At 62.5% G+C, this 25,524-nt stretch carries 22 protein-coding genes and 1 riboswitch; of the genes, 15 read left to right on the top strand and 7 right to left on the bottom strand.

Annotated elements, in window-relative coordinates:
- The 3 genes from AA0535_RS09445 to atpC are packed head-to-tail and all read left to right on the top strand — an operon-like array spanning nucleotide 1 to nucleotide 2,781.
- Nucleotides 1-876 carry a F0F1 ATP synthase subunit gamma gene (locus tag AA0535_RS09445; protein WP_264815745.1) on the top strand — a complete coding sequence of 292 codons (876 nt, stop codon included), beginning with the start codon at nucleotides 1-3 and terminating at the stop codon, nucleotides 874-876.
- Nucleotides 877-902: 26 nt separating this feature from the next.
- The gene (gene atpD / locus AA0535_RS09440) at nucleotides 903-2,357 is read left to right on the top strand and encodes a F0F1 ATP synthase subunit beta (RefSeq protein ID WP_264815744.1); all 1,455 of its coding nucleotides are present in this window, start codon (nucleotides 903-905) and stop codon (nucleotides 2,355-2,357) included.
- A 4-nt stretch (nucleotides 2,358-2,361) separates the two neighbouring features.
- Entirely contained in the window at nucleotides 2,362-2,781 is a 420-nt protein-coding gene (gene atpC / locus AA0535_RS09435) for an ATP synthase F1 subunit epsilon (RefSeq protein ID WP_264815743.1), read from the top strand.
- Between the two features lie 112 nt (nucleotides 2,782-2,893).
- Here atpC and AA0535_RS09430 read toward each other — a convergent pair whose 3' ends face one another.
- Nucleotides 2,894-3,952 carry a hypothetical protein gene (locus tag AA0535_RS09430; RefSeq protein WP_264815742.1) on the bottom strand — a complete coding sequence of 353 codons (1,059 nt, stop codon included), beginning with the start codon at nucleotides 3,950-3,952 and terminating at the stop codon, nucleotides 2,894-2,896.
- Nucleotides 3,953-4,090: 138 nt separating this feature from the next.
- Nucleotides 4,091-4,561: a preQ(1) synthase gene (queF, locus tag AA0535_RS09425; RefSeq protein ID WP_264815741.1), complete on the bottom strand. Its 471-nt coding sequence runs from the start codon at nucleotides 4,559-4,561 to the stop codon at nucleotides 4,091-4,093.
- Nucleotides 4,562-4,590: 29 nt separating this feature from the next.
- Between queF and rnd the strand changes: the two genes are divergently transcribed.
- Nucleotides 4,591-5,796: a ribonuclease D gene (gene rnd / locus AA0535_RS09420; RefSeq protein ID WP_264815740.1), complete on the top strand. Its 1,206-nt coding sequence runs from the start codon at nucleotides 4,591-4,593 to the stop codon at nucleotides 5,794-5,796.
- Nucleotides 5,797-6,000: 204 nt separating this feature from the next.
- Nucleotides 6,001-6,717, top strand: a complete 717-nt coding sequence (locus AA0535_RS09415; protein WP_264815739.1) for a GcrA family cell cycle regulator — start codon at nucleotides 6,001-6,003, stop codon at nucleotides 6,715-6,717.
- 103 nt (nucleotides 6,718-6,820) lie between these two features.
- Here the strand turns inward: AA0535_RS09415 and AA0535_RS09410 are convergent, their stop codons facing one another.
- Nucleotides 6,821-7,336 (bottom strand): bactofilin family protein, encoded by a 516-nt coding sequence (locus tag AA0535_RS09410; RefSeq protein ID WP_306310234.1) that lies wholly within the window; start codon nucleotides 7,334-7,336, stop codon nucleotides 6,821-6,823.
- A 480-nt stretch (nucleotides 7,337-7,816) separates the two neighbouring features.
- Between AA0535_RS09410 and AA0535_RS09405 the strand changes: the two genes are divergently transcribed.
- The 5 genes from AA0535_RS09405 (at nucleotide 7,817) to AA0535_RS09385 (ending at nucleotide 12,490) form a co-directional block, all read left to right on the top strand.
- Nucleotides 7,817-8,794, top strand: a complete 978-nt coding sequence (locus AA0535_RS09405; protein ID WP_264815737.1) for an adenosine kinase — start codon at nucleotides 7,817-7,819, stop codon at nucleotides 8,792-8,794.
- Between the two features lie 295 nt (nucleotides 8,795-9,089).
- On the top strand, nucleotides 9,090-10,913 hold the full coding sequence (typA, locus tag AA0535_RS09400; RefSeq protein WP_023979248.1) for a translational GTPase TypA: 1,824 nt from the start codon (nucleotides 9,090-9,092) through the stop codon (nucleotides 10,911-10,913).
- 222 nt (nucleotides 10,914-11,135) lie between these two features.
- Nucleotides 11,136-11,429, top strand: a complete 294-nt coding sequence (locus AA0535_RS09395) for a hypothetical protein (RefSeq protein ID WP_264815736.1) — start codon at nucleotides 11,136-11,138, stop codon at nucleotides 11,427-11,429.
- A 102-nt stretch (nucleotides 11,430-11,531) separates the two neighbouring features.
- Nucleotides 11,532-11,765, top strand: coding sequence for a hypothetical protein (locus tag AA0535_RS09390; RefSeq protein ID WP_264815735.1), 234 nt, complete (start codon nucleotides 11,532-11,534; stop codon nucleotides 11,763-11,765).
- The gene (locus AA0535_RS09385; RefSeq protein WP_264815734.1) at nucleotides 11,735-12,490 is read left to right on the top strand and encodes a DUF2971 domain-containing protein; all 756 of its coding nucleotides are present in this window, start codon (nucleotides 11,735-11,737) and stop codon (nucleotides 12,488-12,490) included. The genes AA0535_RS09390 and AA0535_RS09385 overlap by 31 nt, the downstream gene beginning before the upstream one ends.
- Before the next feature lie 78 nt (nucleotides 12,491-12,568).
- On the opposite strand, the gene AA0535_RS09380 is transcribed toward AA0535_RS09385, so the two are convergent.
- Genes AA0535_RS09380 through AA0535_RS09370 form a run of 3 tightly spaced genes read right to left on the bottom strand, consistent with a single transcriptional unit; the run spans nucleotide 12,569 to nucleotide 16,054 of the window.
- On the bottom strand, nucleotides 12,569-13,828 hold the full coding sequence (locus AA0535_RS09380) for a D-amino acid dehydrogenase (RefSeq protein WP_264815733.1): 1,260 nt from the start codon (nucleotides 13,826-13,828) through the stop codon (nucleotides 12,569-12,571).
- A complete protein-coding gene (alr, locus tag AA0535_RS09375) occupies nucleotides 13,825-14,997 on the bottom strand; it encodes an alanine racemase (RefSeq protein WP_306310233.1) in 1,173 nt (390 codons plus the stop codon). The genes AA0535_RS09380 and alr overlap by 4 nt, the downstream gene beginning before the upstream one ends.
- A gap of 34 nt (nucleotides 14,998-15,031) precedes the next feature.
- Nucleotides 15,032-16,054 carry an NAD(P)/FAD-dependent oxidoreductase gene (locus AA0535_RS09370; protein ID WP_264815732.1) on the bottom strand — a complete coding sequence of 341 codons (1,023 nt, stop codon included), beginning with the start codon at nucleotides 16,052-16,054 and terminating at the stop codon, nucleotides 15,032-15,034.
- Nucleotides 16,055-16,195: 141 nt separating this feature from the next.
- Nucleotides 16,196-16,307, top strand: a riboswitch (SAM-I-IV-variant riboswitch).
- A gap of 59 nt (nucleotides 16,308-16,366) precedes the next feature.
- Here AA0535_RS09370 and AA0535_RS09365 point away from each other — a divergent pair.
- Both AA0535_RS09365 and AA0535_RS09360 read left to right on the top strand, forming a co-directional pair.
- Complete coding sequence (locus AA0535_RS09365; protein ID WP_264815731.1) at nucleotides 16,367-17,392, top strand: threonine aldolase family protein; 1,026 nt, start codon at nucleotides 16,367-16,369, stop codon at nucleotides 17,390-17,392.
- On the top strand, nucleotides 17,389-18,042 hold the full coding sequence (locus AA0535_RS09360) for a trimeric intracellular cation channel family protein (protein WP_264815730.1): 654 nt from the start codon (nucleotides 17,389-17,391) through the stop codon (nucleotides 18,040-18,042). Before AA0535_RS09365 ends, AA0535_RS09360 begins: the two co-directional genes overlap by 4 nt.
- Nucleotides 18,043-18,128: 86 nt before the next feature.
- On the opposite strand, the gene AA0535_RS09355 is transcribed toward AA0535_RS09360, so the two are convergent.
- Nucleotides 18,129-18,344 carry a hypothetical protein gene (locus tag AA0535_RS09355; RefSeq protein ID WP_264815729.1) on the bottom strand — a complete coding sequence of 72 codons (216 nt, stop codon included), beginning with the start codon at nucleotides 18,342-18,344 and terminating at the stop codon, nucleotides 18,129-18,131.
- A gap of 131 nt (nucleotides 18,345-18,475) precedes the next feature.
- Here AA0535_RS09355 and tsaE point away from each other — a divergent pair, with 131 nt between their 5' ends.
- From tsaE to addA, 3 genes are read left to right on the top strand one after another with little or no spacing between them, the layout of a single operon-like run.
- Nucleotides 18,476-18,910 carry a tRNA (adenosine(37)-N6)-threonylcarbamoyltransferase complex ATPase subunit type 1 TsaE gene (gene tsaE, locus AA0535_RS09350; protein ID WP_264815728.1) on the top strand — a complete coding sequence of 145 codons (435 nt, stop codon included), beginning with the start codon at nucleotides 18,476-18,478 and terminating at the stop codon, nucleotides 18,908-18,910.
- Entirely contained in the window at nucleotides 18,907-21,888 is a 2,982-nt protein-coding gene (gene addB, locus AA0535_RS09345) for a double-strand break repair protein AddB (protein ID WP_264815727.1), read from the top strand. The genes tsaE and addB overlap by 4 nt, the downstream gene beginning before the upstream one ends.
- The gene (gene addA, locus AA0535_RS09340; protein ID WP_264815726.1) at nucleotides 21,885-25,400 is read left to right on the top strand and encodes a double-strand break repair helicase AddA; all 3,516 of its coding nucleotides are present in this window, start codon (nucleotides 21,885-21,887) and stop codon (nucleotides 25,398-25,400) included. The genes addB and addA overlap by 4 nt, the downstream gene beginning before the upstream one ends.
- Nucleotides 25,401-25,524 lie beyond the last annotated feature (124 nt).

Here is a 25,524-nt window from a genome sequence, read left to right as displayed (position 1 = left end):
ATGCCCTCGCTGAAGGAACTGCGCGCCCGGATCGCGGGCGTGAAATCGCAGCGCAAGATCACGAGCGCCATGAAGATGGTTGCAGCCTCCAAGCTGCGCCGTTTTCAGAAGCATGCCGAAGCCTCGCGCCCCTACGCTGCCGCCATGCGTCGCATGCTGTCCGAACTGGCCGCCGCGACGGAAGGTCAGGGCGAGCTGCCCATCCTGATGGAAGGCGGCAAAGGCTCGACGCATCTCGTCGTTCTGCTGACCAGCGATTTCGGTCTGGCGGGCGGGTTCAATGCCAATCTGGTCCGGAGCGTGCGTCAGATCGTTGCGCGTTTGGAAAGCCAGGGCGAGACCGTGCGTATCCTGCCTGTCGGGCGCAAGGGTGGCGAGGCCATGGCCCGCATCTTCCCCGGCAAGCTGGTCGATCGTATCGAAGGCACGTCCGGCCGTGAGGTTCAGTTCCAGAAGGCGGCCGATCTCGGGACGCGCGTGACCGAACTGCTTGCGAGCGGTGAGGTCGATCGTGTCACGGTGGTGTTCAACCGCTTCGTGAACGCGATGACCCAGGTCCCGACGGAAGAGGCGCTTGTGCCCCTGCCCGTGGCCAAGAACGACAATCAGACAGATTATACCGCTCAATATGAATTTGAGCCCAACGAAGCCGAGCTGCTCGCTCAGCTTCTGCCGCGTAACATCCAGGTCCAGTTCTTCGCTGCGCTTCTCGAAAGCGCCGCCGGTGAGCAGGGTGCCCGCATGACTGCCATGGATAACGCGACACGGAATGCAGGCAAGGCGATCGACTCTCTGTCGCAGCGCTATAACCGCACCCGCCAGAGCAACATCACCAAAGAACTTATCGAGATCATCTCCGGCGCTGAAGCCGTCTGAGACTTTTACGCAGGAGCCGAAATACGATGTCCGAAACTCTGTCGTCTGCCAGCAGCAACGTCGTGGGTCGCGTGACGCAGGTCCGCGGTCCCGTGGTCGATATCCAGTTCGAAGGCACGCTGCCGCATATCCTCAATGCGCTGCACGTCCAGATTGGCGACCAGACCCTTGTGCTTGAAGTGGCCCAGGAAATCGGTGAGCGCGAAGTGCGCTGCATCGCCATGGACAGCACCGACGGCCTCGTTCGCGGAAGCGAAGTGAAGGATACCGGTGCCCAGATCACCGTGCCCGTAGGCCCGGCGACGCTCGGCCGTATCCTGAACGTCATTGGCGAGCCCGTCGATGAGCGCGGCCCGGTCGTGTCCGACAAGCATTATCCGATCCACCGCAAGGCTCCCTCCTTCGAGGACCAGGCCGCTGCTTCCGAGATTCTCGTCACCGGGATCAAGGTTGTCGACCTGCTCTGCCCGTATCTCAAGGGCGGCAAGATCGGCCTGTTCGGCGGCGCTGGCGTCGGCAAGACCGTCATCATCCAGGAGCTGATCAACAACATCGCCAAGGCGCATGGCGGCGTGTCCGTCTTCGCCGGTGTCGGTGAGCGTACGCGTGAAGGTAACGACCTGTATTTCGAAATGCAGGATGCCGGCGTGATCAAGATCGGTGAAGACGGCTCAACGGCTGGCTCCAAGGTGGCGCTGGTCTATGGCCAGATGAACGAGCCGCCGGGCGCCCGCGCCCGTGTTGCCCTGTCCGCCCTGTCCCTCGCGGAATATTTCCGCGACGAGGAAGGTCAGGACGTGCTGTTCTTCGTGGACAACATCTTCCGCTTCACGCAGGCCGGTTCGGAAGTCTCGGCCCTGCTGGGTCGTATTCCCTCGGCCGTGGGCTATCAGCCGACGCTCGCCACTGAGATGGGCGCCCTGCAGGAACGCATCACCTCGACCAAGAAGGGCTCGATCACCTCGGTTCAGGCCGTTTACGTGCCTGCCGACGATCTGACCGATCCGGCACCTGCCGCGACCTTCGCCCATCTTGATGCCACGACCGTGCTGAACCGCTCGATTGCAGAAATGGGTATCTACCCGGCTGTCGATCCGCTCGACTCCACCTCGCGTTCGCTCGACCCCAAGATCGTTGGTGAAGAGCACTATCAGGTGGCGCGTGACGTGCAGCGTATTCTCCAGACCTACAAGGGCCTGCAGGACATCATCGCGATCCTGGGCATGGACGAGCTGTCGGAAGAGGACAAGCAGGTCGTGGCGCGCGCGCGCCGCATCCAGCGCTTCCTGTCGCAGCCTTTCCACGTGGCCGAAGTCTTCACGGGCTCGCCGGGCAAGCTGGTCTCGCTTGACGATACGGTTCGCAGCTTCAAGGCGATTGTGGCCGGTGAATATGACCACCTGCCGGAAGGCGCTTTCTACATGGTCGGACCGATCGACGAAGCGATCGCCAAGGCCGAGAAGATGAAGGAGTCGGCGTAAGCTCATGCCGGTTCAGGTCGAAATCATCAGCCCGGAGAAGCTGCTCTTCCGCAAGGAAGTCGAAATGGCAGTGATCCCGGGCGAGGAAGGCGATATCGCGGCCATGCCGGATCATGCGCCGATCATGCTCCTGCTGCGCGGTGGCGTCGTTTCCCTCTATGAGGGTGGCGTCGTGACCGAGCGCTTCTTCGTCTCCGGTGGTTTCGCCGATATCACGGCCGATCGCTGCACCATCCTTGCGGATGAGGCCCTGCCGATCGAGGATATTGTCCTGAGCGAAGCAGAAGCCCGCCTTGAAACGCTGGAGATGCAGCTGACCAATGTCGCCGCTGACGACATCATCGATCAGGATCGCATTTCCCGTAAGATCCAGTCGACGCGCGCTGCGATTGAAGCCGCCGAGGCGTCGCATCCGATCCACTGACCGGATTGCGATACACGAGATAAAAAAAGGCCGTTGTCCTGAAGGGCTCCGGCCTTTTTTTATCGCGGTCCGATCCGTGACGTTCTGTTCTTCGTCCCGGTAACCTCCGCCCTCATCTCCAGAATTCGGGGCTGGCTCCGGCGCTCATCTGTTGCAGATCGCGTGTCGGGCCGGCGCGTAGGCTGGTATAGTCCTGACATTGCGTCAGGACCCAGCGATGGGCCGGAGAATCCGGTGCCGTCCTGATCGTCTCGGCATAGGTGCCGTCTGACGAGACGGCACTATAAGTCACGCCATCACCCTGATCACGGTCGCCAATCGGCGTGTTGCATCGGCCTGACACGAATACGCGCCGCGCCTGATCGAGCGCCGTTTCGCCTGTTTTCGGGTTGCGCCAATCCTCCCGTGACCATTTCTCCCAACGTGCCAGGCCCAGCCCCCAGGCGAGATAGAGCCGTTCCCTCTGCTCTGCTTCGCCCGGTCCACCTAGCGGGCTGGCAGCGCTGTAATGCACGGAAACCAGGCTCGGAAAGCGCCGCCCCGAGCGATACGTATAGTCCTGCCTGATCCAGCTATAGGCCGCCTTGCGTAAACGGGCAGGACAGCCGGGGCCATCCGTTTCCCCTTCATACCGCGTTAGGTTGCCACTGCGCGTCTCGCCATGTCCTGCCGTGGCTGTGTTGTCCTGAGCCGGACCGAGCACCCAGGAATCGAGGAACCGGTCAGAATTATCGGGCATGGCGTCGCAGGCCGCATTAGTGAAATGCGAGACCGCGACGGGGCTCCAGCTGCCCAGCACTGAGATAAAGCGCGCCCCAACACCCTCAACGGACACGCCCCCTTTGATCCCTGTGGTCTTATCAGTCACGTTCACATGGGCGTCCGGGCTCACGACCCGCCATTTTCCATGACGCTCGATCGGGAGATTCACCATATCGATCCGCCCCTCTCCCTCTACGCCGTTGCTCAGGCGATAAAGCGGGTCCTCTCCCGGCTCTACAGGGCGCATGGTGCGGCAGGCGGGATCTCCCGGCAGGGCGGTCGGCACATCGCAACGCTGCTGGATCAGGAAGAGAAAAGCGGCTGGCGGAGGAGAGGCCCGCGCTGATGTCCAGGGAGCGCACAGACCCGACAGGGTCAAGACGATGAAAGCGCGCACAATCGATGTCATGAGGCCTCTCCTGAATCAGGAGAGGCCAGTCTGTCAGGGAAAACGCTTCGGACACCATTAAAAGGAATTTCCAGGACGGGCCCCGCTTCCGGACCAAAAATGCAGGAGCCCTCAGTGAGCCCGCCCCGGAAACGTCAATCAGCCCCTGCCGCGATAGCCTGGCACGTCCTGCGCGGGAACCCATACCCCTTCAGGTGGCAGACCGGTCTGCCAGAAGACGTCGATCGGAATGCCACCGCGCGGGTACCAATAGGCGCCGATGCGCAGCCATTTCGGGTTCAGAACCTCGACCAGCTTCGTAGCGATGCTGACCGAGCAATCTTCATGGAACGCGCCATGGTTGCGAAAGCTGGTCAGATACAGCTTCAGCGACTTGCTTTCGACAATCCAGTCACCCGGAATATAGTCGATGACGATATGGGCGAAATCGGGCTGGCCCGTGACCGGGCAGAGCGAGGTGAACTCGGGTGCGGTGAAGCGTACCACGTAGTCGCGTCCCTTATGGGGGCTCGGCACGCGCTCGAGCGTGGCGGTTTCGGGGCTGTCCGGCTGCACGGTCTGTCGACCCAGCTGGCTGAGTGCTGCGAGATCATTCTCTGATGTGGTCATGAGGGTCTGCCCTGATGTATGGATGGGAGATGCAAGTGTCTCAAGCCGGTTTCCCAGCCCCAGTCATCGTGTCTTCTACAGACGATTTGGCGCAACTCTGCGCCCGACTCAAGCAGGAGCCGTTCGTTACGATCGATACGGAGTTTGTGCGCGAGCATACATACTGGCCGGAACTCTGTGTGGTGCAGCTTGGCGGTGTGTCCGATGTTGCCGTGATCGATACGCTCGCCCCTGGGCTGGACCTTGCTCCGCTGGCCGATCTGCTGGCGACAGAAAGCTGTGTGAAGGTCTTTCACGCGGCCCGTCAGGACCTGGAAATCTTCCTGCATCTGTTCGATGCGTTGCCCTGCTCGATTTTCGATACGCAGGTGGCGGCCATGGTCGGTGGCTATGGCGATCAGGTCGGGTATGACACACTGGTGAGCGCCATTACCGGGGCGAGCATCGACAAGACCCATCGTTTCAGTGATTGGTCCGCGCGCCCGCTCTCCAAGGCGCAGATTGCCTATGCGGCGGCAGACGTCACCCATCTGCGCGATGTCTATCTGACGCTTCATCGCGAACTCGAAAAGCAGAACCGCCTGCATTGGGCCGATGCCGAGCTGGCCGTGCTGAACGACCCGGCAACCTTCCGCCCCGACCCGCGCCGCCAGTGGGAGCGCCTCAAGGCGCGCACCAATAACCGCCGCATGCTGGGCGTCCTGCGCGAGGTCGCCGCTTGGCGCGAAATCGAGGCGCAGGCGCTCAATATCCCGCGTCAGCGTCTTATTCGTGACGAGAGCCTGCTGGAGATCGCCGCCGTGCGCCCTCAGGATGCAGACTCCCTGTCACGCGTGCGGGGCGTGTCGCGCGGCTTTGCCGAGGGGAAGGCAGCACCGGGTCTGCTCGCGGCGGTCAAGCTCGGGCTCGATCTGCCCGAGAAGGATCTGCCGCGCCCTCCGCGCAAGCCGGAGGGCGCCAAGCCTTCATCCGCGCTCGTGGCCCTTCTCAAGGTCGTTCTCGCCGCCAGCTGTGAGGCCAATCGCGTGGCCCCCAAGCTGGTGGCCAATAGCGAGGATCTCGACAGTCTCGCTCTGGGTGAGACAGACAGCCCCGTTCTGCAGGGGTGGCGCAGGGCTGTGTTCGGCGACGATGCCCTTGCTCTCCTGCGTGGAGATATCCAGCTAGCCGTCGCGGGGCGCTCTGTCCGGCTTATTCGCGCGCAAAAGAGCCCTGAAGAGACGGTATCGCCCTGAAACAGGCGAGATGAGGGCGCAGCATTGGGCTTCGGAGGCCCAATCGCCCTCATTCTTTGGTAATTCGCGCGAGTTCAGATTGACTTGGACAAGAGCTCTGTGTTTATCCGCCAGTCTCATCATAGAAAAATCCGATTTACGGATTGAGCAAGTCGTATCGACACCCTAGTTTTACGTCACAGGACTGAATGAGGAGCACGGGCGATGGAATGGACTGACGAAATAATCTCCCGTCTTCAGACGCTGTGGCAGGAAGGACTGTCGACTGCCGAGATTGGCAGACAGCTTTCGATCACCAAGAATGCCGTTGTGGGCAAGGCGCATCGTCTGGGTTTGCCGCCCCGCCCGTCGCCTATTCGTGCTTCGGCCAAACCCCGCAAGGACGCTGCTGCTGAGGCTGCGCCTGTTGTCACGAGCGCACCGGCGGAGAGTGCGCAGCCTGTTGACGCCGTTTCGGTCAAGAGCCCTGAAACCAAGGCATCCATTTCTGAAGATGCGTCCGTGACGGTGGCTCCGCTGTCTTCTGCCGAAATCGTGCGCCCGGCTACCCAGCCCGTGCCGCCAGCCGCCAGCCGTGCGGAACCGGCAGTCAGGACGGCGCCTGCCCAGCCCGCGCCCGCTCAGGCGTCTTCGGTCGTTATGGAAGACGAGGCGCAAGACGCGCCCAAGGCATCCTCAACCCGCAAACCTGCAGAGGCCAAGACCATGGCACCAGATCTGATGCTCCGTCCGCTTCTGCGTCCGCTGACGGCCGATACGTCACCGCGTCGTGGCCCTGCCTGCTGCTGGCCTAACGGCGATCCAGGTACGCCGGGCTTTCATTTCTGCGGTGCCAAGCCCGTACCCGGCAAGCCCTACTGCGCGGAGCATTGTGCGATCGCCTATGTGAAGCTGCGCGATCGCCGGGAAAGCGTGGGCTGAACAGCGCCTCACGCCAATAGTCCCGGAGCCTTCTTCCGAGGGGCTCTATGAAAAAAAGCCCGGTCCAGAAGGACCGGGCTTTTGTTTGTTTGTGACCCGTCGATCAGACGCTCGGTGTGGTTTCTTCGGTCTTTTCTGCGGCAGGCGCAGGCGTCTCAACCGCAGCCGGACGTGCCGGCATATCGCCCGTGATCATCTCGAGATGACCCGTGATCTGGCCGCCATCTTCCACCTGAAGGCGACGGGTGCGCGTCTTGCCAATCAGGCGGCCCGTGGCGCGTACGGTCAGGTTGCCACGTACCGTCAGCGTGCCATCGATCGTCCCGGCCAGATCGGCGTCTTCCACTTCGATCTCACCACGGAACACGCCGCCCTGCGCGACCGAGAGCTCGGTGGCCTGAAGCAGCGTTGCCTCGACCGTGCCCTCGACAACCAGACGTTCGGCATCCTGAATGGAGCCCTGCACGGAGATACCGCGACCGACAACCAGCGTGCGGCGGTCAGAGGCATCGCGGCGGCCACCCGGGGCTGCTGCGGCGGCGGCAGCGGGACGTGCGGGTGCGGAAGGCGCCGCCGGTGTGGCAGGAGCAGGGGGAGTGGGGAAAGGCGAACGACCCATCGCGGCAGAATCCTTGGTTGGTGAGGCTGGTGAGGCGTCTGCCGCTGGGGCCGGACGCTCGGGAAAGAGCGACGAACTGCCTGCGCCCGAGGCAGTCGGTCTTTGGCCGTTTGTGGCCGATGCACCTGAAGATGGAGAGGGAGGCGCTGTATCTTCTGGTTTGCGTCGTTTGAACAAGAGAACCCCGCTGCGCGTTCTGGAAGGTGGCGGTTCGGGTGCCGAAGCTGGCTGGTGCCAGACGGGAAATCATTACAAACATGATTTCCGTCCAGACCCGGATTACACGTTAAAATGCGAAATCGACAAGCCGGTAAAAGGCGGTTCCGCGCGGTTTTTGACCCTGACCCGGTCTTGTGTCATGGCCTTGAAGCGGGAATGCCGAACCTGTCGTTCACGCCTCGTCACGATCAGGGCTGATCTTGGTCATTTCATGGCGCGAACATAGTTTTCCCTGTCTTATTTTGTCTTGCTGGAGACTTCATGACTGCCCCGACCCTTGATCTGCTCTGCATCGGCAACGCTATTGTCGATATCCTGGCCTCTGTCTCGCACGAAACGCTGAATGCTCTCGGGTCGCCGCTCGGCAGCATGACCCTGATCGATGCCGATCAGGCCGCCTCGATCAAAGCGCAGATCACGCCGGAACAGGTCATGGGGGGCGGCTCTGCCGCCAACACCGCCGTGGTGGCCGCCCGTCTTGGCGCGCGGGTAGGCTATCTGGGCAAGGTTGCCTCCGATGAAGTCGGTCTGGGTTATGCGAAGGATCTGGCAGCGCAGAAGCTGTTCTACCCTTCCGCCCCGGTTCAGAACGCCGATCGTCCGACCGCGCGCTGCATCATTCTCGTCACCCCCGACGGCCAACGCACCATGCACACCTATCTCGGCATTTGCACCGAGTTCGGGCCTGAGGATGTCGACCAGTCCGCTGTCGCTGCAGCCGCTGTCACCTATATGGAGGGCTATCTGTTCGACAAGGACCGTGCCCAATCCGCTTTCATCCTCGCGGCGGAAACCGCGCATAAGGCCGGTCGCCGCGTGGCGCTCACCCTGTCCGACACGTTCTGCGTGGCTCGTCACCATGCTGCGTTCCGTGCACTCGTGGCCGGTCACATCGATATCCTCTTCGCCAATGAGGCGGAAATCTGCGCGCTTTACGAGACAGAGGATTTTGACGCCGCAGCGGCGCAGGCCGGACGCGATGCGGCTCTTGTCGTGCTGACCCGTAGCGAAAAGGGCGCGGTCATTCTTTCCGATGGCCAGAAGCTGGTCGTTCCAACTCAGGAAGTGAAGGTGGTCGATACGACTGGCGCGGGCGATGCCTTTGCTGCCGGGTTCCTCGCCGGGCTGGCCAAGGGCCGCAGCCTTGAGGCGTGTGGCCAGCTGGGCAATGAGGCGGCTGGTGCGATCATCACCCGTATGGGGGCACGCCCTGCTGCCGATTTCGCGCTCAGGGCCTGAGGGCTGTTTCGGGGCTTTGCCCCGAACCCTGCCAAAGGGCGGTCGCCCTTTGGAAACCCTCGTCTCTCACATGACGATGCGAGGGGCGTAGCCCGCCCAAAGAGGCGGGGTACGGTTCCGTAACGCGCAAGAAGAAGGCCCGGAAACGCTAAAAAACCCGGTCTTTCCGATCCTTTCATTGCACTCTGACGGGAAATTGTGCAGAAGACGGCCAATCCGTCAGTCCCGGCTTTGTGTCGTTCCCAGGGAGCGATCCGGCAGGGCATGACCCTGCAAGCCCGATCAGGACCGCTTCATGGAAATCCGTAACATCGCCATTATCGCGCACGTCGATCATGGCAAGACCACCCTTGTTGACCAGCTTCTCAAGCAATCCGGTTCGTTCCGCGAAAACCAGCACGTTGCTGAGCGCGCGATGGACAGCAACGACCTCGAGCGTGAGCGCGGCATCACCATTCTTGCCAAGTGCACCTCGGTCGTGTGGAACGAGACGCGCATCAATATCATCGACACGCCGGGCCACGCCGATTTCGGTGGTGAGGTCGAGCGTATCCTGAGCATGGTGGACGGCGCGATCATCCTGGTCGACTCGGCTGAAGGCGCTCTGCCGCAGACCAAGTTCGTGCTGGGCAAGGCGCTGGCTCGTGGCCTGCGTCCGATCGTGGTCGTGAACAAGATCGACCGTGGCGATGCCCGTCCCGACGAAGTTCATGAAGAAATCTTCGACCTGTTCGCCGCGCTGGGCGCCGACGAGCATCAGCTCGACTTCCCGATGCTGTACGCTTCGGGCCGTCAGGGCTGGGCCGATCTGGAAATGAACGGTCCCCGCAAGGATCTGTCCCCGCTGTTCGACCTGGTGCTGCGTCATGTGCCGACGCCGGGCCTCGACAAGGAAGCCCCTTTCGGCATGGTTTCGACCATCCTCGAGAGCGACAACTTCCTGGGCCGCATCCTGACGGGTCGTATCGAGCAGGGCCGCGCCCGCGTGAACATGCCGGTGCGCGTGCTGCGCCCCGATGGCACGATCGTGGAAACGGGTCGTCTGACCAAGCTGCTGTCGTTCCGCGGTCTGGACCGCGTGCCGGTGGATGAAGCTGAAGCCGGTGATATCGTGGCCGTGGCCGGTCTGTCCGACGCCACCATTCCCGACACCATTGCAGACCCGGCTCTCGACGCCCCGCTGCCCTCGACCCCGGTCGATCCGCCGACCCTGACCATGACCTTCCGCATCAATGACGGCCCTCTGGGCGGTCGTGAAGGCAAGAAGGTGACGTCGCGCCAGATCCGTGACCGTCTGTTCAAGGAAACCGAAGGCAACGTCGCCATCAAAGTGACCGAGAGCGCCGAAAGCGAGGCCTTCGAGGTTGCCGGTCGTGGCGAACTCCAGCTTGGCGTGCTGATCGAGACCATGCGTCGCGAAGGCTTCGAGCTGACCATCGGTCGTCCGCGCGTTCTCTTCCGTAACAACGAAGAGACCGGCGAGCGTGAAGAGCCGTACGAAGAGGTTCTGGTCGACGTTGACGAGCCCTACTCGGGCGTCGTCGTCGAAAAGATGTCGATGCGTAAGGGCGTGATGCAGGACATGCGTCCGTCGGGTGGTGACAAGGTTCGTCTGACCTTCCTCATCCCGTCACGCGGCCTGATCGGCTATCACGGCGAGTTTCTGACCGACACGCGCGGCACAGGCATCATGAACCGTCTGTTCGCGGGCTATAAGCCCTACGCAGGCACGATCGAAGGCCGTCGCAACGGCTCGCTGATCTCGGCGGAAGACGGTGCGACCACGCAGTACGCCCTGTTCTCGCTGCAGGATCGCGGCACGCTGTTCGTCGAAGCTGGCGAGAAGATCTATACGGGCATGATCCTGGGCGAGCATTCGCGTGAGAACGATCTCGACGTGAACGCCGTGCGTGAAAAGAAGCTGACCAATATCCGCGCCGCAGGAAAGGATGATGCGCTGCTTCTCACCCCGCCGCGCAAGATGAGCCTCGAGCAGGCGATTGCCTATATCGAAGATGACGAGCTGGTCGAGGTTACCCCCTCTGCCGTTCGTATCCGCAAGCGTTATCTCGACCCGAATGAGCGCAAGCGCATGTCGAAGGTCAAGTCTGACGCCTGATCCTGGAAAGGCCACCGCAATGCGGTGGCCTTTTTTGTAATCATGTCGGCATTAAGGCATAAACACGCCTTTACCGTGCGATTACACGTATTTTATCTAATTTTCCTCAAGACGAGCTTAGAAAATACTGATAGCGTCCACGACGTCATAAGTTCAGGCGGTCTGTTAACCAGTCTGGCTGACGCCTGTGATTATGTGAATTCGTATTCTGGAGCTTGTTTCATGCTCGTTTTCAATCGTCGCCTCCTGACCGGTGTTGCAGCTCTTGCCATGACGCTGAGCGCACCTGCTTTCGCCCAGACCGCGCAGGAAGCAGCACCCGCGGCTCCCGCCGCTGCAGCGCCGGCGGCCCCTGCTGCACCGGAAGCTACGGCTCCCGCTCCGGCTTCTGAAGCTGCTCCGACGGCCACGACGGACGACAAGGCCGCCAAGCACAAGGGCAAGCACAAGCATAAGCACAAGCACCACAAGAAGGGTGCAGAGGCTGCCGCCGAGAAGGATGCTTCCGGCAACTGATCGGTCCTGAGACTGAGCAAGGAAAAGGGGCCGGAGACGGCCCCTTTTTTTGTGCCTGACGTCTGGCTGGCGCTATGATGAACGGTATCGAGGAGGGGGCTGATGACGGTCGATGTAGATCAGATATTGGACGGGATATTCCTTCCCGACGAAGACGGTCAACGTGCGTCATTCAGAAGTGGTGCCAGGCGATTCGCCTATTATACCAGCGCGGATACCGCGATAAAAATCATCAAAAATGGCGAGATCTGGCCGCGCAATGCGACAGTCATGAACGATTTTCTTGAAATCGAACACGGCCATCGATGCATCACATGCTGTGGGCGGGAAGCGTAGGGGAGAGGCTTCGTCGCCTTATAGAGAAGATCAATCCGGGTGGTGCGGCTCGATTATGGTCTTTGCTGACGGGCGTAAGCCGGAATCGCTACGCGGGAACCTATATCACCTCTCTGACGGAACATGGGCAGAAGGCCTCTGAGAGCACGCTTGGAAGACTGTCGATGTGGCGTGCCTGTGGAGGCGATACGAACGCGTGCCTCGTTATCGATCCTGTCGTTATCAGAGACGAAAAACGCGACGATGGACTATTTATAGGCCCGGTTCTCTATAAAGATCCAAATGGCTTCATAAGGTACTTCTCTAATATCATAGATCTCATGAACGAACATATCGATATCGTACGGAATATAGATATAGTTGAAAGATTATACAGTTTATTCACGCATTTTTCGGTTATTTCGAAACACCCGGGCTTTCATGAAGAGAAAGAATGGAGAGTTTATACGGGAAAATACCTGTCGCCGAATCGTGAGATTCCTCTGCCGGTCACGCCGGTTTCTGTTGGGGGCGTACCGCAAAAGATCGCACAGATTAAGTTTGAACACCTCAAGGACATGCAGGGACAACCATTGAATGCGGATAAGATCATAGAGAGAGTGATCATAGGCCCGTCGCCTTACGGTATCGTTCTCAAGGAGGCCATTGAAGCTGCTATGGTAACAGCGAGTTTTGGTAATCCCGGTGATCGCGTTATCAATTCAAATATTCCTCTACGCAGGTGATAGAGAAACAGTGCCAACTCTGGGCGGGGTGAAGGGGGCAAGCCCCCTTCCGGGTTCAGGGCAGAGCCTTGAAGCACCTCAGGACGTATAGCGATCCAGCGACAGATCGAGCGCCGGAATATCCGTGCGCTTGCCGCTGATACGATCGGCGAGGATGCGACCCGAGCCGCAGGCCATGGTCCATCCCAGTGTGCCGTGGCCCGTGTTCAGCCACAGATTGCTGTACCGCCCGGACGGTCCGATGACGGGGGTGCCATCCGGCGTGCAGGGGCGCAGCCCGGTCCAGTAACGGGCGCGGCTCAGATCGGCGCCGCCATACATCTCGTTGAAGGAGAGCTCAAGCGTCTCGCGGCGATCCTGGCTCAGCTTCAGGCGCCAGCCGGTCAGCTCCGCCGTGCCGCCAATGCGAATGCGATCGCCCAGGCGCGTCATGGCCACCTTGTAGGTCTCGTCATTGACCGTGGAGGTCGGGACGCGGCTTTCATCGGTGATCGGAGCTGTCAGCGAGTAGCCCTTGACCGGATAGACCGGCAGATCGAGTTCGATCGGCTTGAGCAGGCGGGGCGAGTAGCTGCCGAGCGCCAGCACATAGGCATCCGCCGTCAGGCGACCGGCACTGGTGCGGATACCGTAAATGGCGTCGCTCGCGGCTTCGATGGCCTCGATCTCGGTGCGGAAGCGGAAGCTCACGCCCTTCTCCGCTGCCATGGCGGCCAGGCGCTGCGTGAAGAGATAGGCATCGCCCGATTCGTCGCCCGGCAGGCGCAGACCGCCCTTGAGGATCTGGCGCGCGCCGGCGAGACCCGGTTCGTATTTCAGTACCTCTTCGGTGCCGAGCAGTTCATGGGCCACGCCACTCTCGGAAAGGAGGCGCATGTCTTCATGGGCGTGCTCAACCTGCTTGTCCGTGCGGAAAAGCTGAATCAGGCCCTTCTGCCCGTCATCATAGGTGATGCCCGTGCTGCGGCGCAGTTCTGCCTGGCAATCGCGGCTGTATTCCGCAATGCGCAGCATGCGGCTTTTATTGATGTCATAGGCATGATGCGTGCAGTTGCTCAGAAGCTGCATCATGAAACGCAGCATGGGCGTGTTCACGGCGGCGGCCCGCACCACTAGCGGCGCGTGCTTCTCGAACATCCAGCGCGCCGCCTTGAGGGGCAGTCCCGGCATGGCCCAGGGCGTGGAATAGCCCGGTGAAACCTGACCGGCATTCGCGAAGGAGGTTTCGAGCCCGACACCGGGCTGACGGTCGATGACCTCGACCTCATGCCCCTGCTCGGCAAGATACCAGGCTGTGGTGACGCCGATCACACCGGCGCCCATGACGATGATCTTCATGAGGAACTCTCGATATATTCACGATGGAAGCGCGTGCCGAGTCCGGTCAGCAGCTCATAACCGATCGTATCCAGTGCCGCGGCCAGATCGTCCAGGGGACGATGGGGGCCAATCAGCTCGAAACCGGTGCCAGGGGGCAGAGGCCTGTCTCCCAGCGCGGTCAGATCCAGCGCCATGCAGTCCATCGAGATGCGCCCCACGATGGGAAGCGCGATATCGGGACAATCAGGCAGGACAGCGCTGGCAAGACCGCCTGCGCGTCTGTGGAATCCATCGGCATAGCCGACGGAAAGCGTTGCAATGCGTGTGGGCGCATCCGCTACAAAGCGCGCGCTATAGCCAACAGCAACTTCCGGATCGATCCAGCGATCCTGAACCATGCCTGCCAGAAGCGTTACGACAGGGCGCATCGGGTTGGGGCGCTCCGGGCTCGGATTGCCGCCGTAAAGTGCGTAGCCTGGCCGAACCAGATCGAAATGATAAGCCGATCCAAGAAAAACGCCGCTCGAGGCTGCGAGGCTGGCGGGGAGCGTGGCGGGGAGCTTCCGCCGCAGCGCTTCGAAACGCAGTCGCTGTCCTTCATTGCGGGGCGATGCGGCATCATCGGCGCAGGCAAGATGGCTCATGACATGGGTGACATCCAGCCCGGCCAGCAAATCCTCGGCACAGAGAATATCGAGATCGGCCCCGGAAAGGCCGAAGCGCGACATGCCGCTATCGAGCTGCAACAGGCAGGTGGAGCGGTCAAAACTACCCCGGCAAAGCGCAGACCAGCGCCTTACCTGGTCGAGACTGTTCAGTACGGGCGTCAGGCGCCGGGCCTGCAGCAGCGCCTCGCTGCCCGGAGTCGGGCCGTTGAGGATACACAGCGCAGCATCCTGCGGCAGGACAGGGCGCAGGCTCAGTCCTTCCTCTACCGTCGCGACAAAGAACCTTCGGCATCCTGCGCGATAGAGAGCAGGGGCAACCCGTTCCACGCCCAGACCATAGGCATCGGCCTTGACCGCGGCGCCCACTGCCACATCGGGTCCGACAAGCGATTTCAGCAGGGTATAATTATGCTTGAGCGCGTCGAGGTCGATGCGCAGCCATCCTCCCGCCCGCTCTCTGGCCTCGTTTTCCGCCGTATCTGGCAGGCTTGTCATCAGGGTCTCAAATCTTCCGATCATTTCGAGATCATACTAAACTGACACCCCATCCCGCTCAAGAGGCCGAGGGGACGCCCTTGCTGGTGGAATACTCGAAATGCAGGGCCTGATCGGGATGCACAATCGGGTGAATGGCATGGGCGGCCATGGCTCCCTCGCTGAAACCTTGCAGGATCAGCTTGAGCTTGCCGGGATAGGTGGCGACGTCGCCAATGGCAAAAACGCCGGGCAGGCTGGTCTCCATGCTCGAAGGGGTAACGGGAATGGTGCTGCGTATCGTATCGATGTTCCAGGTCGCTATTGGCCCCAGATCGGTGGAAAGACCGTAGAAGGGGAGGAGCGTATCGGCCTCGATCTGGCGCACCTGACCCTCAAGATCGATCACGTCCACCGCTGCAAGCGCGCCGTTTTCGCCTTGAAGCGCATGAAGCTGGTAGGGCACGACCTTCTCGATGCGGCCATCGGCCACGCGCGCCTCGATCTGGGCCAGCGTCTCCGGCGCACCACGGAAGCGATCGCGCCGGTGCAGCAGATAGATTTTCTCTGCAATGTCGGACAGGGAGAGCGCCCAGTCGAGTGCGGAATCGCCGCCACCTGCCACGACGATGCGCTTGCCCGCAAAATCCGCACGCTTGCGCACGTAATATTGCACGGCCCCGCTTGCCTCATAAGCCTCCAGCCCGTCGAGCGGGGGACGATTCGGCCCAAATGCCCCTGCACCAGCTGCAATGATCACAGCGCGCGCCGTCACCACATTGCCCTTGTCGGTAGCGAGGGTGAAGGCGCCACGATGGCCCTCAAGCTTCTCGACACGCTGGCCCAGCAGACGCGGTACATCGAAGGGCGCGATCTGGGCATCGAGTGCCGCAATCAGGGCGCCGCCCTCGATCGAGGGATGAGCTGGAATGTCGTAGATGGGCTTTTCAGGGTAGAGCGCCGCGCATTGGCCGCCAATTTCGGTCAGGGCGTCGATCAGCACACAGGAGAGTTTGAGCATGCTGCACTCGAACGCGGCGAAAAGCGCGGTCGGCCCTGCACCGATAATGGCTACATCGATGTCGAGAGGGGTCTGGCCCATGTCAGCTGTCATCCGTTTCTGTTCACTCGTGCTGTGCAATGAGGGCGATAGAAACCACATTCCGTCAAGCGATGCACCCCCTTGCGCCTGGACGATGGGTACAAGCGCATTGCGCGGCCTGTCAGGCTTTGATACCAGAGACCCCAGCATCAAGAGCCGGTATCGTTTCGCCGGCGCCAACCTGCTCCCGGGCAAGGTGGTATCTCCGCTCACCCGGAGAGATGTGGCCGCTCCGGCAATCTCGGGACATGCCACACCCAGCCTTGTCTGAAGCCCGTTCCGATCCCGGTAGCGATCAAGGACCCTGCGCCCGTGGCCCAGCAATTTGCCAGTGACAATTATGCCGGTATCTGTCCCGAGGTGTGGGACATCATGCGTCAGGCCAATACGGGGTCGGTTCCCGCCTATGGCGAGGATGAATGGACCAGCCGCGCGGCCGACAGCTTCCGCACGCTTTTCGAGATGCATTGCGAAGTGTTTTTCGCCTTCAACGGCACGGCGGCCAATTCGCTGGCTCTGGCCTCGTTATGCCAGTCCTATAACAGCGTGATCTGCTCATCCTTCGCCCATGTTGAGACGGACGAATGCGGCGCGCCCGAGTTCTTCTCCAACGGGTCGAAGCTGCTGGTGGCACGCACCGATCACGCCAAGCTCTTCCCCGAGGATATCCGGGCGCTGGCGACCTGCCGAAGCGATATCCACTACCCCAAACCCAAGGTCGTGACGATCACCCAGCCCACCGAGACGGGCGAGGTCTATTCCCTGGAGGAAATTCGCGCCATCGCACAGACCTGCCGCGAGCATGGGCTGCGCCTGCATATGGATGGCGCGCGCTTTGCCAATGCCTGCGCCACGCTGGGCTGTACGCCTGCAGAGATGACGTGGAAAGCGGGTGTCGATGTGCTCTGTTTCGGCGGCACCAAGAACGGCATGGGTGTTGGGGAAGCGATCCTGTTTTTCGATTCCGCTCTTGCTGACGGCTTCGATTATCGCTGCAAGCAGGCAGGACAACTCGCCTCGAAAATGCGCTTCATCTCGGCCCCGTGGATCGGACTTCTCGAAAGCGGTGCCTGGTTGCGCAATGGCACTCATGGCAATGACTGCGCCCGCGCCCTGGCCGCTCGTATCGAGGCGCTGCCCGGATTGTCCCTCATGTTCCCTGTTCAGGCCAATGCCGTATTCCTCAAGGCGCCCGAAAGCGTGCTCGAAGGGCTGCGTGAAAAGGGCTGGCGCTTCTACACCTTCATCGGTGGGGGCGCGCGATTCATGTTCGCCTGGGACGCCGATCCTGCACGTGTGGCGCAGCTTGCCGCCGATATCGAGGTGCTCGCTGCGTGAGCCCCGCCACACTCGCCGCCATCCATGCGCTCTCGGCCTCGACCCTGTCGGACCTCGATATGGCGGGCACCGCCGTCTTTGCGATATCGGGCGCCCTGGTGGCGGCCAGGGCGCGACAGAACATTGTGACCTTCGCCTTTTTTGCAGCCATGACAGGGGTGGGCGGCGGTACGCTGCGTGACCTGCTGATCGGTGCGCCGGTCTTCTGGATGCACGCCACGGCGCCGCTGGCCGTCTGTCTGGGAATTGCGCTTCTGGTGTGGTGTACACCGCATCGCTTCTGGCCCGAACGCGCCATCGACTGGTTCGATGGCCTCGGGTTGGCCTCCTATGCGGTTTACGGCGCTGCGAAGGCACTTGCCTATGGGATCCCGTGGCTACCCGCCGCTATCATGGGTGTCGTTACAGCGTGCATGGGTGGCATCATCCGCGACGTCCTGGCCGATCTGCCCTCCATCGTGATCCGCCCCGAACTTTATGTCACCGCCGCGGCTCTCGCCTCAGGGCTCTATGTGGGGCTGCACGAACTCGATATGTCTCCGATGCTGGCCGGGGCCATAGCCGTTGTGATGGGCTTCGGGCTGCGGGGCTACGCGATCCTTCATAAGGTCGATCTTCCAGCCTATCGGGGCTATGGACGGACAAAATGAAGCCTCAGCCGGGGCACCCCTGACGGTCCATGATGCGATAGCCTGTCGGGAAACCCTGCTCCGGGGGATGACCTGAAAGGGGATGGTCACAAGATGCCGCGGATCAGTTCTGCTGCTTTGCTCAGGGCTGCGTGGCTGTTCAGACCATTGCGCGAGGAGAGGTGAGGGACCAGCGCAAAGGGAATGTCACCACGCCTGAGATACAGGGTCTTCCCATGCCCGTTGATTGAAAAATCATGCCGCTCAAGCTCAACGGACTCCCCATACACCACCCGGCAAAAATCATCCTTGTAGGTCGTCACGGCCCGCGGAGAAATGAAGGGCGCCAACATGAAGTCGGACAGGGAACGCGATAATCTGGCGGGCCTGCCGCTGGCCCGAGAGTGTCCGCTTTCCCCTACCCATACCCATGGCGGGATTCTAGACTGTGTCCATGACCGAGATTGACCTGCCCGACCAGATTGCGACCGAAGCCCTCGCCATTCGCATGGCGGCCCTGTCGAAGCCGGGAGATGTGATCGCCCTGCATGGTGAGATGGGCATGGGCAAGAGCGTTTTCGCCCGGGCCTTTTTGCGCGCTCTGGCCCAGGATCAGGCGCTGGAAGTGCCCAGCCCGACTTTCTCTCTCGTGCAGCTCTATGACACACCGAAGGGAGCGGTTGCGCATTTCGATCTGTGGCGTCTGGATGGGCCGGACGGCCTGTTCGAGCTGGGCTGGGATGAGGTGCAGGAGAGCATCATGCTCGTGGAGTGGCCAGAGCGGGCGGGGGATGAACTCCCGGCTCACGCGCTCCACCTCACGCTCACTCAGGGAACGGGAGACGATTCTCGCAAGGCGCGGCTTGAGGGATGGAGTGACCGCCTGTGACCCTCGTGACCATTCCGGCAGATCGCTCCTTTCTCGATGATGTGGCGCGTCGCTGGCTTGCGGGACCGGCGCAGGACGGCGCGGAACATGCGCTTATTCTGGTTCCCAGCCGACGGGCCGCGCGCAATCTGACCGAGGCGTTTCTGCGCTGTCTCAATGGGCGGGCCGCGCTTCTACCCCGTATCGTACCTGTCAGCGACGTGAACGAGGACGACCTCGCTCTGGCCGGTGCCGATGCGCTCTCCTTCCCGCCTGCCGTCGATCCGTTGCGCCGCCTGTCTGTTCTGGCAGCGCTGGTTTTGCAGGCAAAGGGGGTCTTCAGCGCGGATCTGACGCTTGAGCAGGCCTGGCCACTCGCCTCGGCGCTGGCGGAGCTGATGGACGATGCCGAGCGTGTCGGGGTCGATCTGCGCGAGCGGTTGCCCGATGCGGCCGAGCCGCGCTTTGCGGATCATTGGCACAAGACGCTGCAATTCCTCCATATCGTCACAGAGGCCTGGCCTGAATGGCTGCGCGAGACGGGGCTGATGAACCCGGTGGCCCGGCAGGTGGCCGTCCTGCAGGCGCAGGCGGCACGTTGGCGTGATGCCCCGCCACAGGGACCGCTCTGGGCTGTCGGCTTCACCGATGGCATGTTTGCCGTCTGCGCCATTCTGCGGGCTGTGCTGGACGCGCCTCAGGGCTGCGTGATCCTGCCCGGTGTCGATCTCGAGTTGCCGGATTCGCTCTGGGCCCATTTGCCCGAAAGCCACCCTCAATCCGGATTTCGACGACTTCTCAACGACCTGGGCGTTTCCCGTGAAACCATGACTGTCTGGTCAGACGGCGTTGACCCTCAGGATGAGCCCGCCCGTCAGGTCCTGAGTGCGCGTATCGGCCTCACCAGCCTGTTCATGCGCCCCATGGAGGGACTCTCCGCCTGGGGGGAGAGCCGGGATGGTCTCTCGCTCGCTGGAATTACGCGCGTCGAGGCGGATGACCAGCAGCAGGAGGCCGCTGCCCTGGCCATGATCCTGCGCGAAGCGGTCGACAGCCCGGGACGTACGGCATCACTGGTCACGCCAGACCGTGCTCTGGCCAGACGTGTCGCGACCGAATTGCTGCGTTTCGGCATTGTGGCCGATGACAGCGCGGGGGAGGCCCTGGCCCTGACGCCCGCCGCCATTCTGCTGCGTCTGATAGCGGAGGCCGCCTCGGCCGATCTTGCTCCCGTAGCGTTGCTGGCCATGCTGAAGCACCCGCTCGTGGCGCTCGGCACCACACCGGGTAATTGCCGCGCCACGGCGCGCCGGCTGGAGCGGCTCGTTCTGCGTGGGCCAGCCCCGCCGCCGGGCATTGCCGGGTTGCGCCGCGCGCTGCACGAGCAGGACCAGAGCGGCGCCGAAACAGCCGACAGCCCCGATCAGGCAGAACCGCTTGGGCCGTTTCTCGATCGTCTGTCCGAGGCGCTTTCTCCACTGCTCGGCAAGGCTGCCCATCCTTTACCGGATCTTCTGGCGGCGTTGGTACGCGCGGCTGAGGCTCTGGCCACTACACAAGATCAGCCGGGGGAGGAGAGGCTTTGGCTCGGTGCAGAGGGCCATACCCTTTCACGCCATATCGCCAGCCTGATGACGCATGGTGCCGTGCTCCCACCGCAAACCCTGTCAGGCATGCCCGCCTTCCTTCTGGCTTCGATGGCGGGGCAGATGGTGTTCGGGCAGCGCGTGTTGCAGGGGCGCGACGGTGAGGCCCTGCATCCGCGTGTCTCTATCCTTGGCGTCCTCGAAGCGCGCCTGCAATTTGCCGATCTGGTCATTCTGGGCGGGCTGAACGAGGGGATCTGGCCGCCCGCCACCGATCCTGGGCCATGGCTCAGCCGCCCCATGCGCACACGTGCCGGATTGCCCTCGCCTGAGCGTCTGATCGGCACGGCAGCGCATGATTTCACCACGGCTTTCCTGTCGGGTCGTGAGATCGTGCTCTCCAGCGCCTCGCGTCGTGACGGCGCCCCCGCCGTACCGGCGCGATGGCTGGTGCGTCTCGAGGCCCTGCTGGAAGGACGCGGTCAGTCTTTGCCATCCCATCCGGCCCTGATCTGGCAGGCGCGTATGGATCAGCCCCTCGGCCCGGCGCGTCCCGTACCGCCGCCGGAGCCACGCCCCCCTGTAGCCAGTCGGCCCCGGCGCCTGTCGGTCACGGAAATTGATACCTGGCTGCGCGATCCCTACGCGATCTATGCCCGCCATGTGCTCAGGCTGAAGGCCCTCCCGGATCTGGAAGAAGCCGCTGATCGTTCGGATATCGGCGTGGTGGTGCATGAAGGGCTGGAACGCTGGCTGACCGATGGCCAGAAAGGAGGCCGGGCGCTCCACAAGGCCCTGCTGGACGCGCTGGCAAAGCGCGACCTGCGCCCGGCCCTTGCAGCGTGGTGGCGCCCGCGCGTGCTGCGCATTGCCGATTGGGTTTGCGAGCGCGAGGCCATGCGTGCAGCCCCGCGCCTGCTCAAGACCGAGCAGATGGGCATGATGACCCTGACACCCCCCTATGCGCCGTTTCGTCTCAGCGCGCGTGCGGACCGTATCGAGATTGGTCAGGATGGGCGCGCGACGATTATCGACTACAAGACCGGCAGCCTGCCCAGGCTGGGCGATGTCGAGGCCGGATGGAGTTCGCAGCTCGTGCTAGAGGCTGCCATGCTGCGTCTTGGCGGGTTTGCGGATCTGCCTTCCGCCGAGACGGCCTCGCTGCTTTACTGGCGTCTGACCGGCGACCGCAACCGGGGGGAGGAACTCTCCGTACCGGGCAAGGCAGAGGCGCTGGACGACCTGGTCGAGAGCGCGCTCGATCGGTTGCGTCGCCGCGTCGAGGCGTTCGATGATCCGCAAACCGCCTATCGCTCGCACCCGCATCCCGATTATGTGCCGCGTTATAGCGACTACGCCCATCTGGCCCGCGTGTCGGAATGGAGCGCCGCACGTGAGGAGGGCGGAGAATGAGCCTGCGTTCCGTATCCTCGTCCCAGGTCATCGCTTCGGCCAACGATATCCAGCGTCTGGCCTCCGACCCCCTGGCTTCCGTGTTCGTCTCGGCCTCGGCTGGCAGCGGCAAGACCAAGCTGCTGATCGATCGTTTGTTGCGCCTCATGCTGCCGGTTCTGGTGCCTGACCCGCAGACAGGCGCGCCGGTGCTCGTGCCGGGTTCGGATCCCGCGCGGATCCAGTGTCTGACCTTCACCCGTGCGGCAGCGGCTGAAATGGCCAATCGCCTTCAGTCGCGTCTTGGGCGTTGGGTTTCCTTGCCCGATGATGCACTCGACCGGGAGCTTCATGCGCTCAGCGTGCCTGTTTCGGCTGAGACGCGGCAGGCGGCGCGCGCGCTGTTCGTGCGTGTGCTGGACCTGCCGGGTGGCATGAAGATCGGCACGATCCACGCTTTCTGCCAGTCGCTTCTGCGGCGCTTTCCGCTGGAAGCCGCAATCAATCCGCATTTCACCCTCATGGAAGAGACGGATTCAGGCCTCGCTTTGGCCAATGCCATCGAGCACACGCTGTCCCGCGCGATGGGAGACCCGACCATGGAGGCACGTCTCAGCCTTCTGGCAGGACAGGTGGGGCTGGAAGAATATCTCGACCGCATCAGGGGCTTGCAGGGACGTGTGTCCAGATTGCGCCAGAGCTTCGCACGCTGGCAGATCGAGCAGGGTGCGATCGAACGCGCCTATCGTCGGGCTTTTGGCGCAGGGGAGCACAGCCTCGATGGCCTTGAAAGCCAGCGTACTGCGCCACCGGAGGAAGAAGCCCTGCGGCGCTATGCGCAGGAAGCGCTGCCCCTTGGCACTCCTACCATGCAGGCTCTGCTGGGTCGGATGCTCGATGCCCTGTCACGTTCGCCTCAAGACCGCGACGCCGAGGACTGGCAGGCCATTTTCGTGACTGGCACCGGCACGCCGCGCGCGGCCAGGGGCTTCGTGCCCGCCGCCATCAACCGGGATCGTCCTCATATCATGGAGGCCTTCACCCGGGAGGCCGAGCGCCTGATCGCGCTGGGTCGCAGCATTGCGGCAGAGCGTCTGGTGGCGCTGAACTTGGCGCTTTTCGCGCTCGCCTCGCCCACCCTGGCCCATTACGCGCAGGACAAGCTTCAGCGGGGGCTTGTCGATTACGATGACCTGATTGCAAGCACACGCGATCTGCTGCGAGACCCTGGGGCGTCCTGGGTGCTCTACAAGCTCGATGGCGGTCTGGATCATCTGTTGCTGGACGAAGTGCAGGACACGTCTTCCGCCCAGTGGGAGATTGCCACCACGCTCGTCGAGGAATTCTTCGTAGGCGAGAGCGCGCGCGAAATGGACGGGCGGCCCCGCACGGTCTTCGCTGTGGGTGACTTCAAGCAATCCATCTACGCTTTCCAGGGCGCTGATCCCGAAGGCCTGTTCCGGGCGCGCGAGCGTTTCGAGGCCATGGTTCAGGGGGCAGGGCAGGAATGGCGCATCCCCGAGATCGGCGTGTCCTTTCGCTCGGTCGCGCCCGTTCTCGATCTGGTGGATTCGGTTTTCGCCAACCCTCTGGCGGCCGAGGGGCTGCGTGAGCCCGGGCGCGACATTCTGCCTCCTCATCGCTCGGCGCGTCCCGGACAGGGCGGACGCGTTGAACTATGGCCGCTCGTGCCCAAGGACGAGAACGACGGGATCGATGATCCCTGGGCCGCACCGACGGGCAATGCGGGCCAGAGCCGGGCTCCCCAGAAACTGGCCGATCATCTGGCGCAATGGATTGCAGGCCAGATTGGCAAGTCCCCCCAGCCGGGTCAGGCACCGCTGCGCGCGGGGGAGATTCTGGTCCTGGTACCAAGGCGCTCTGCTTTTCTCAGGGCGCTGATCCGTGCGCTCAAGGGGCAGGGGGTCGAGGTCGCCACGCTGGTAGGGGTGGGACTGACCGACTCGCTTGCCGTTCAGGATATGATGGCGCTGTGCCATGCATTGCTTCTGCCACAGGACAGCCTGACCCTGGCCACGGCCCTGACCTCGCCTTTCGGTGGGGTCAGCGATTCCTCGCTCATGGATCTTGCCATGGGGCGCGGCGATGTGCCGCTCTGGACCGTGCTGCGCGAGCGGCATCGTGAGCGGCCGGACTGGCAGAGTGCCTGGAAGCGCCTTTCCGCACTTCAGACCCGCATCGATTTCGCAACGCCTTATCAGATCCTTGCCGATGCGCTCGGCCGCCATGAAGGGCGCGCCCGCGCCCTTGCCCGCCTCGGGCCGGAAGCGGCAGAGCCTCTCGATGACCTGCTCTCGGCGGCATTGCGTTTCGAGGGGCTTCACGCGCCCTCCATGCAGGGCTTTCTGCATTGGCTCGCTTCGAGCAGCCTGACGGTCAAGCGTGAGGCCGAGGCGGAAATCGACGCCGTGCGGATCATGACGGTGCACGGCTCCAAGGGGTTGCAGGCGCGTCTGGTGGTGCTGCCCGATATGACAGGGGAGGTTCAGGGCGAGAGGAAACTGCTCTGGACTCGTCAGAATGGTCTTGATCTGCCTGTCTGGATGCCGGGCCGGGAATTGCCTTCCGATCTGGGCGACCGTCTGAAGGAAGCGGAAAAAGCGGCGGCGCAGGCCGAGCGTAACCGCCTGCTTTACGTCGCGCTTACGCGGGCCAGTGACTGGCTTGTGGTATGCGGCTGGGAACCCCGAAAGAAGCAGAGCGACACCTCATGGTACACGCTCTGCCGGGACGGGTTCGACCGTCTTGGGGCAGCATCGCAGCCTTTCGAGGGCGGGTGGGAGGGGGAAACCCTCGTGATCGAGGCCGAGCCCGAGCATCAGACCGCGATCCCTGCCAGGCATCATGAACCTGCTCCGACAGCGCTGCCCGGATTTCTGGGCAGTGCTCCGGACTGGCATGTAATTCCCGCTCCACAGGAGGCTGTCCTCACACGACCTCTGGCGCCCAGCCGACCGGATGAGGCGCGTTTCGGCGAGGCGCCACCCGCTCTTTCCCCCCTTGTTCTGGCGGCAGGGCATGAGAGCAGGCGCACGCGGGCCATCAACCGGGGCACACTCGTGCACAGGCTCCTGCAATGGCTGCCGGACAGAAACCCTGAGGAATGGGACGTGCTGGCCGAAAACTGGCTTGCCCAGCCGGCCCATGGTCTTTCGGCAGAGGACCGCACGCAGCTTCTGACTCAGATACGCGCCATCCTGACTCACGAGAGCCTCGCCCCGCTTTTTGCGCCCGGCAGCCTCGCTGAGCAGCCGGTGACAGGTATTGCGCAGGGGCAGGTGGTGCTAGGCCAGGTTGACCGTTTGTGCGTGACGCCCAGTCAGGTGATGCTCTGCGACTACAAGACAGGTCAGAAGCCTCCGCGCCCGGGCCAAGTCGTTCCCGCTGCTTATCGTCGCCAGATGAATGCTTATGGCGCTGTGCTCTCGCAGCTCTATCCTGACCATGAAATCGTTCTGGTTCTGGTGTGGACGGAGGGGCCGACACTCAGCTTCATCCCGTTCGACTCGTGATCGGCAGTCATGCTCCTTGGATCTGCCGGGTAATCACCTTAGTGCCTGGGGTGTTACTTTCTGCGGAAACGCTATCATCCCGATCAGCCAACCCGCTATGCATGCCGAGTTACTGACTGCGCCT

The organism is Asaia krungthepensis NRIC 0535 (assembly GCF_025995175.1).
Taxonomy (GTDB): Bacteria; Pseudomonadota; Alphaproteobacteria; order Acetobacterales; family Acetobacteraceae; genus Asaia; species Asaia krungthepensis.
Note: the sequence above shows the minus strand (reverse complement) of the source record. Positions and strands in the feature narration are given on the sequence as shown.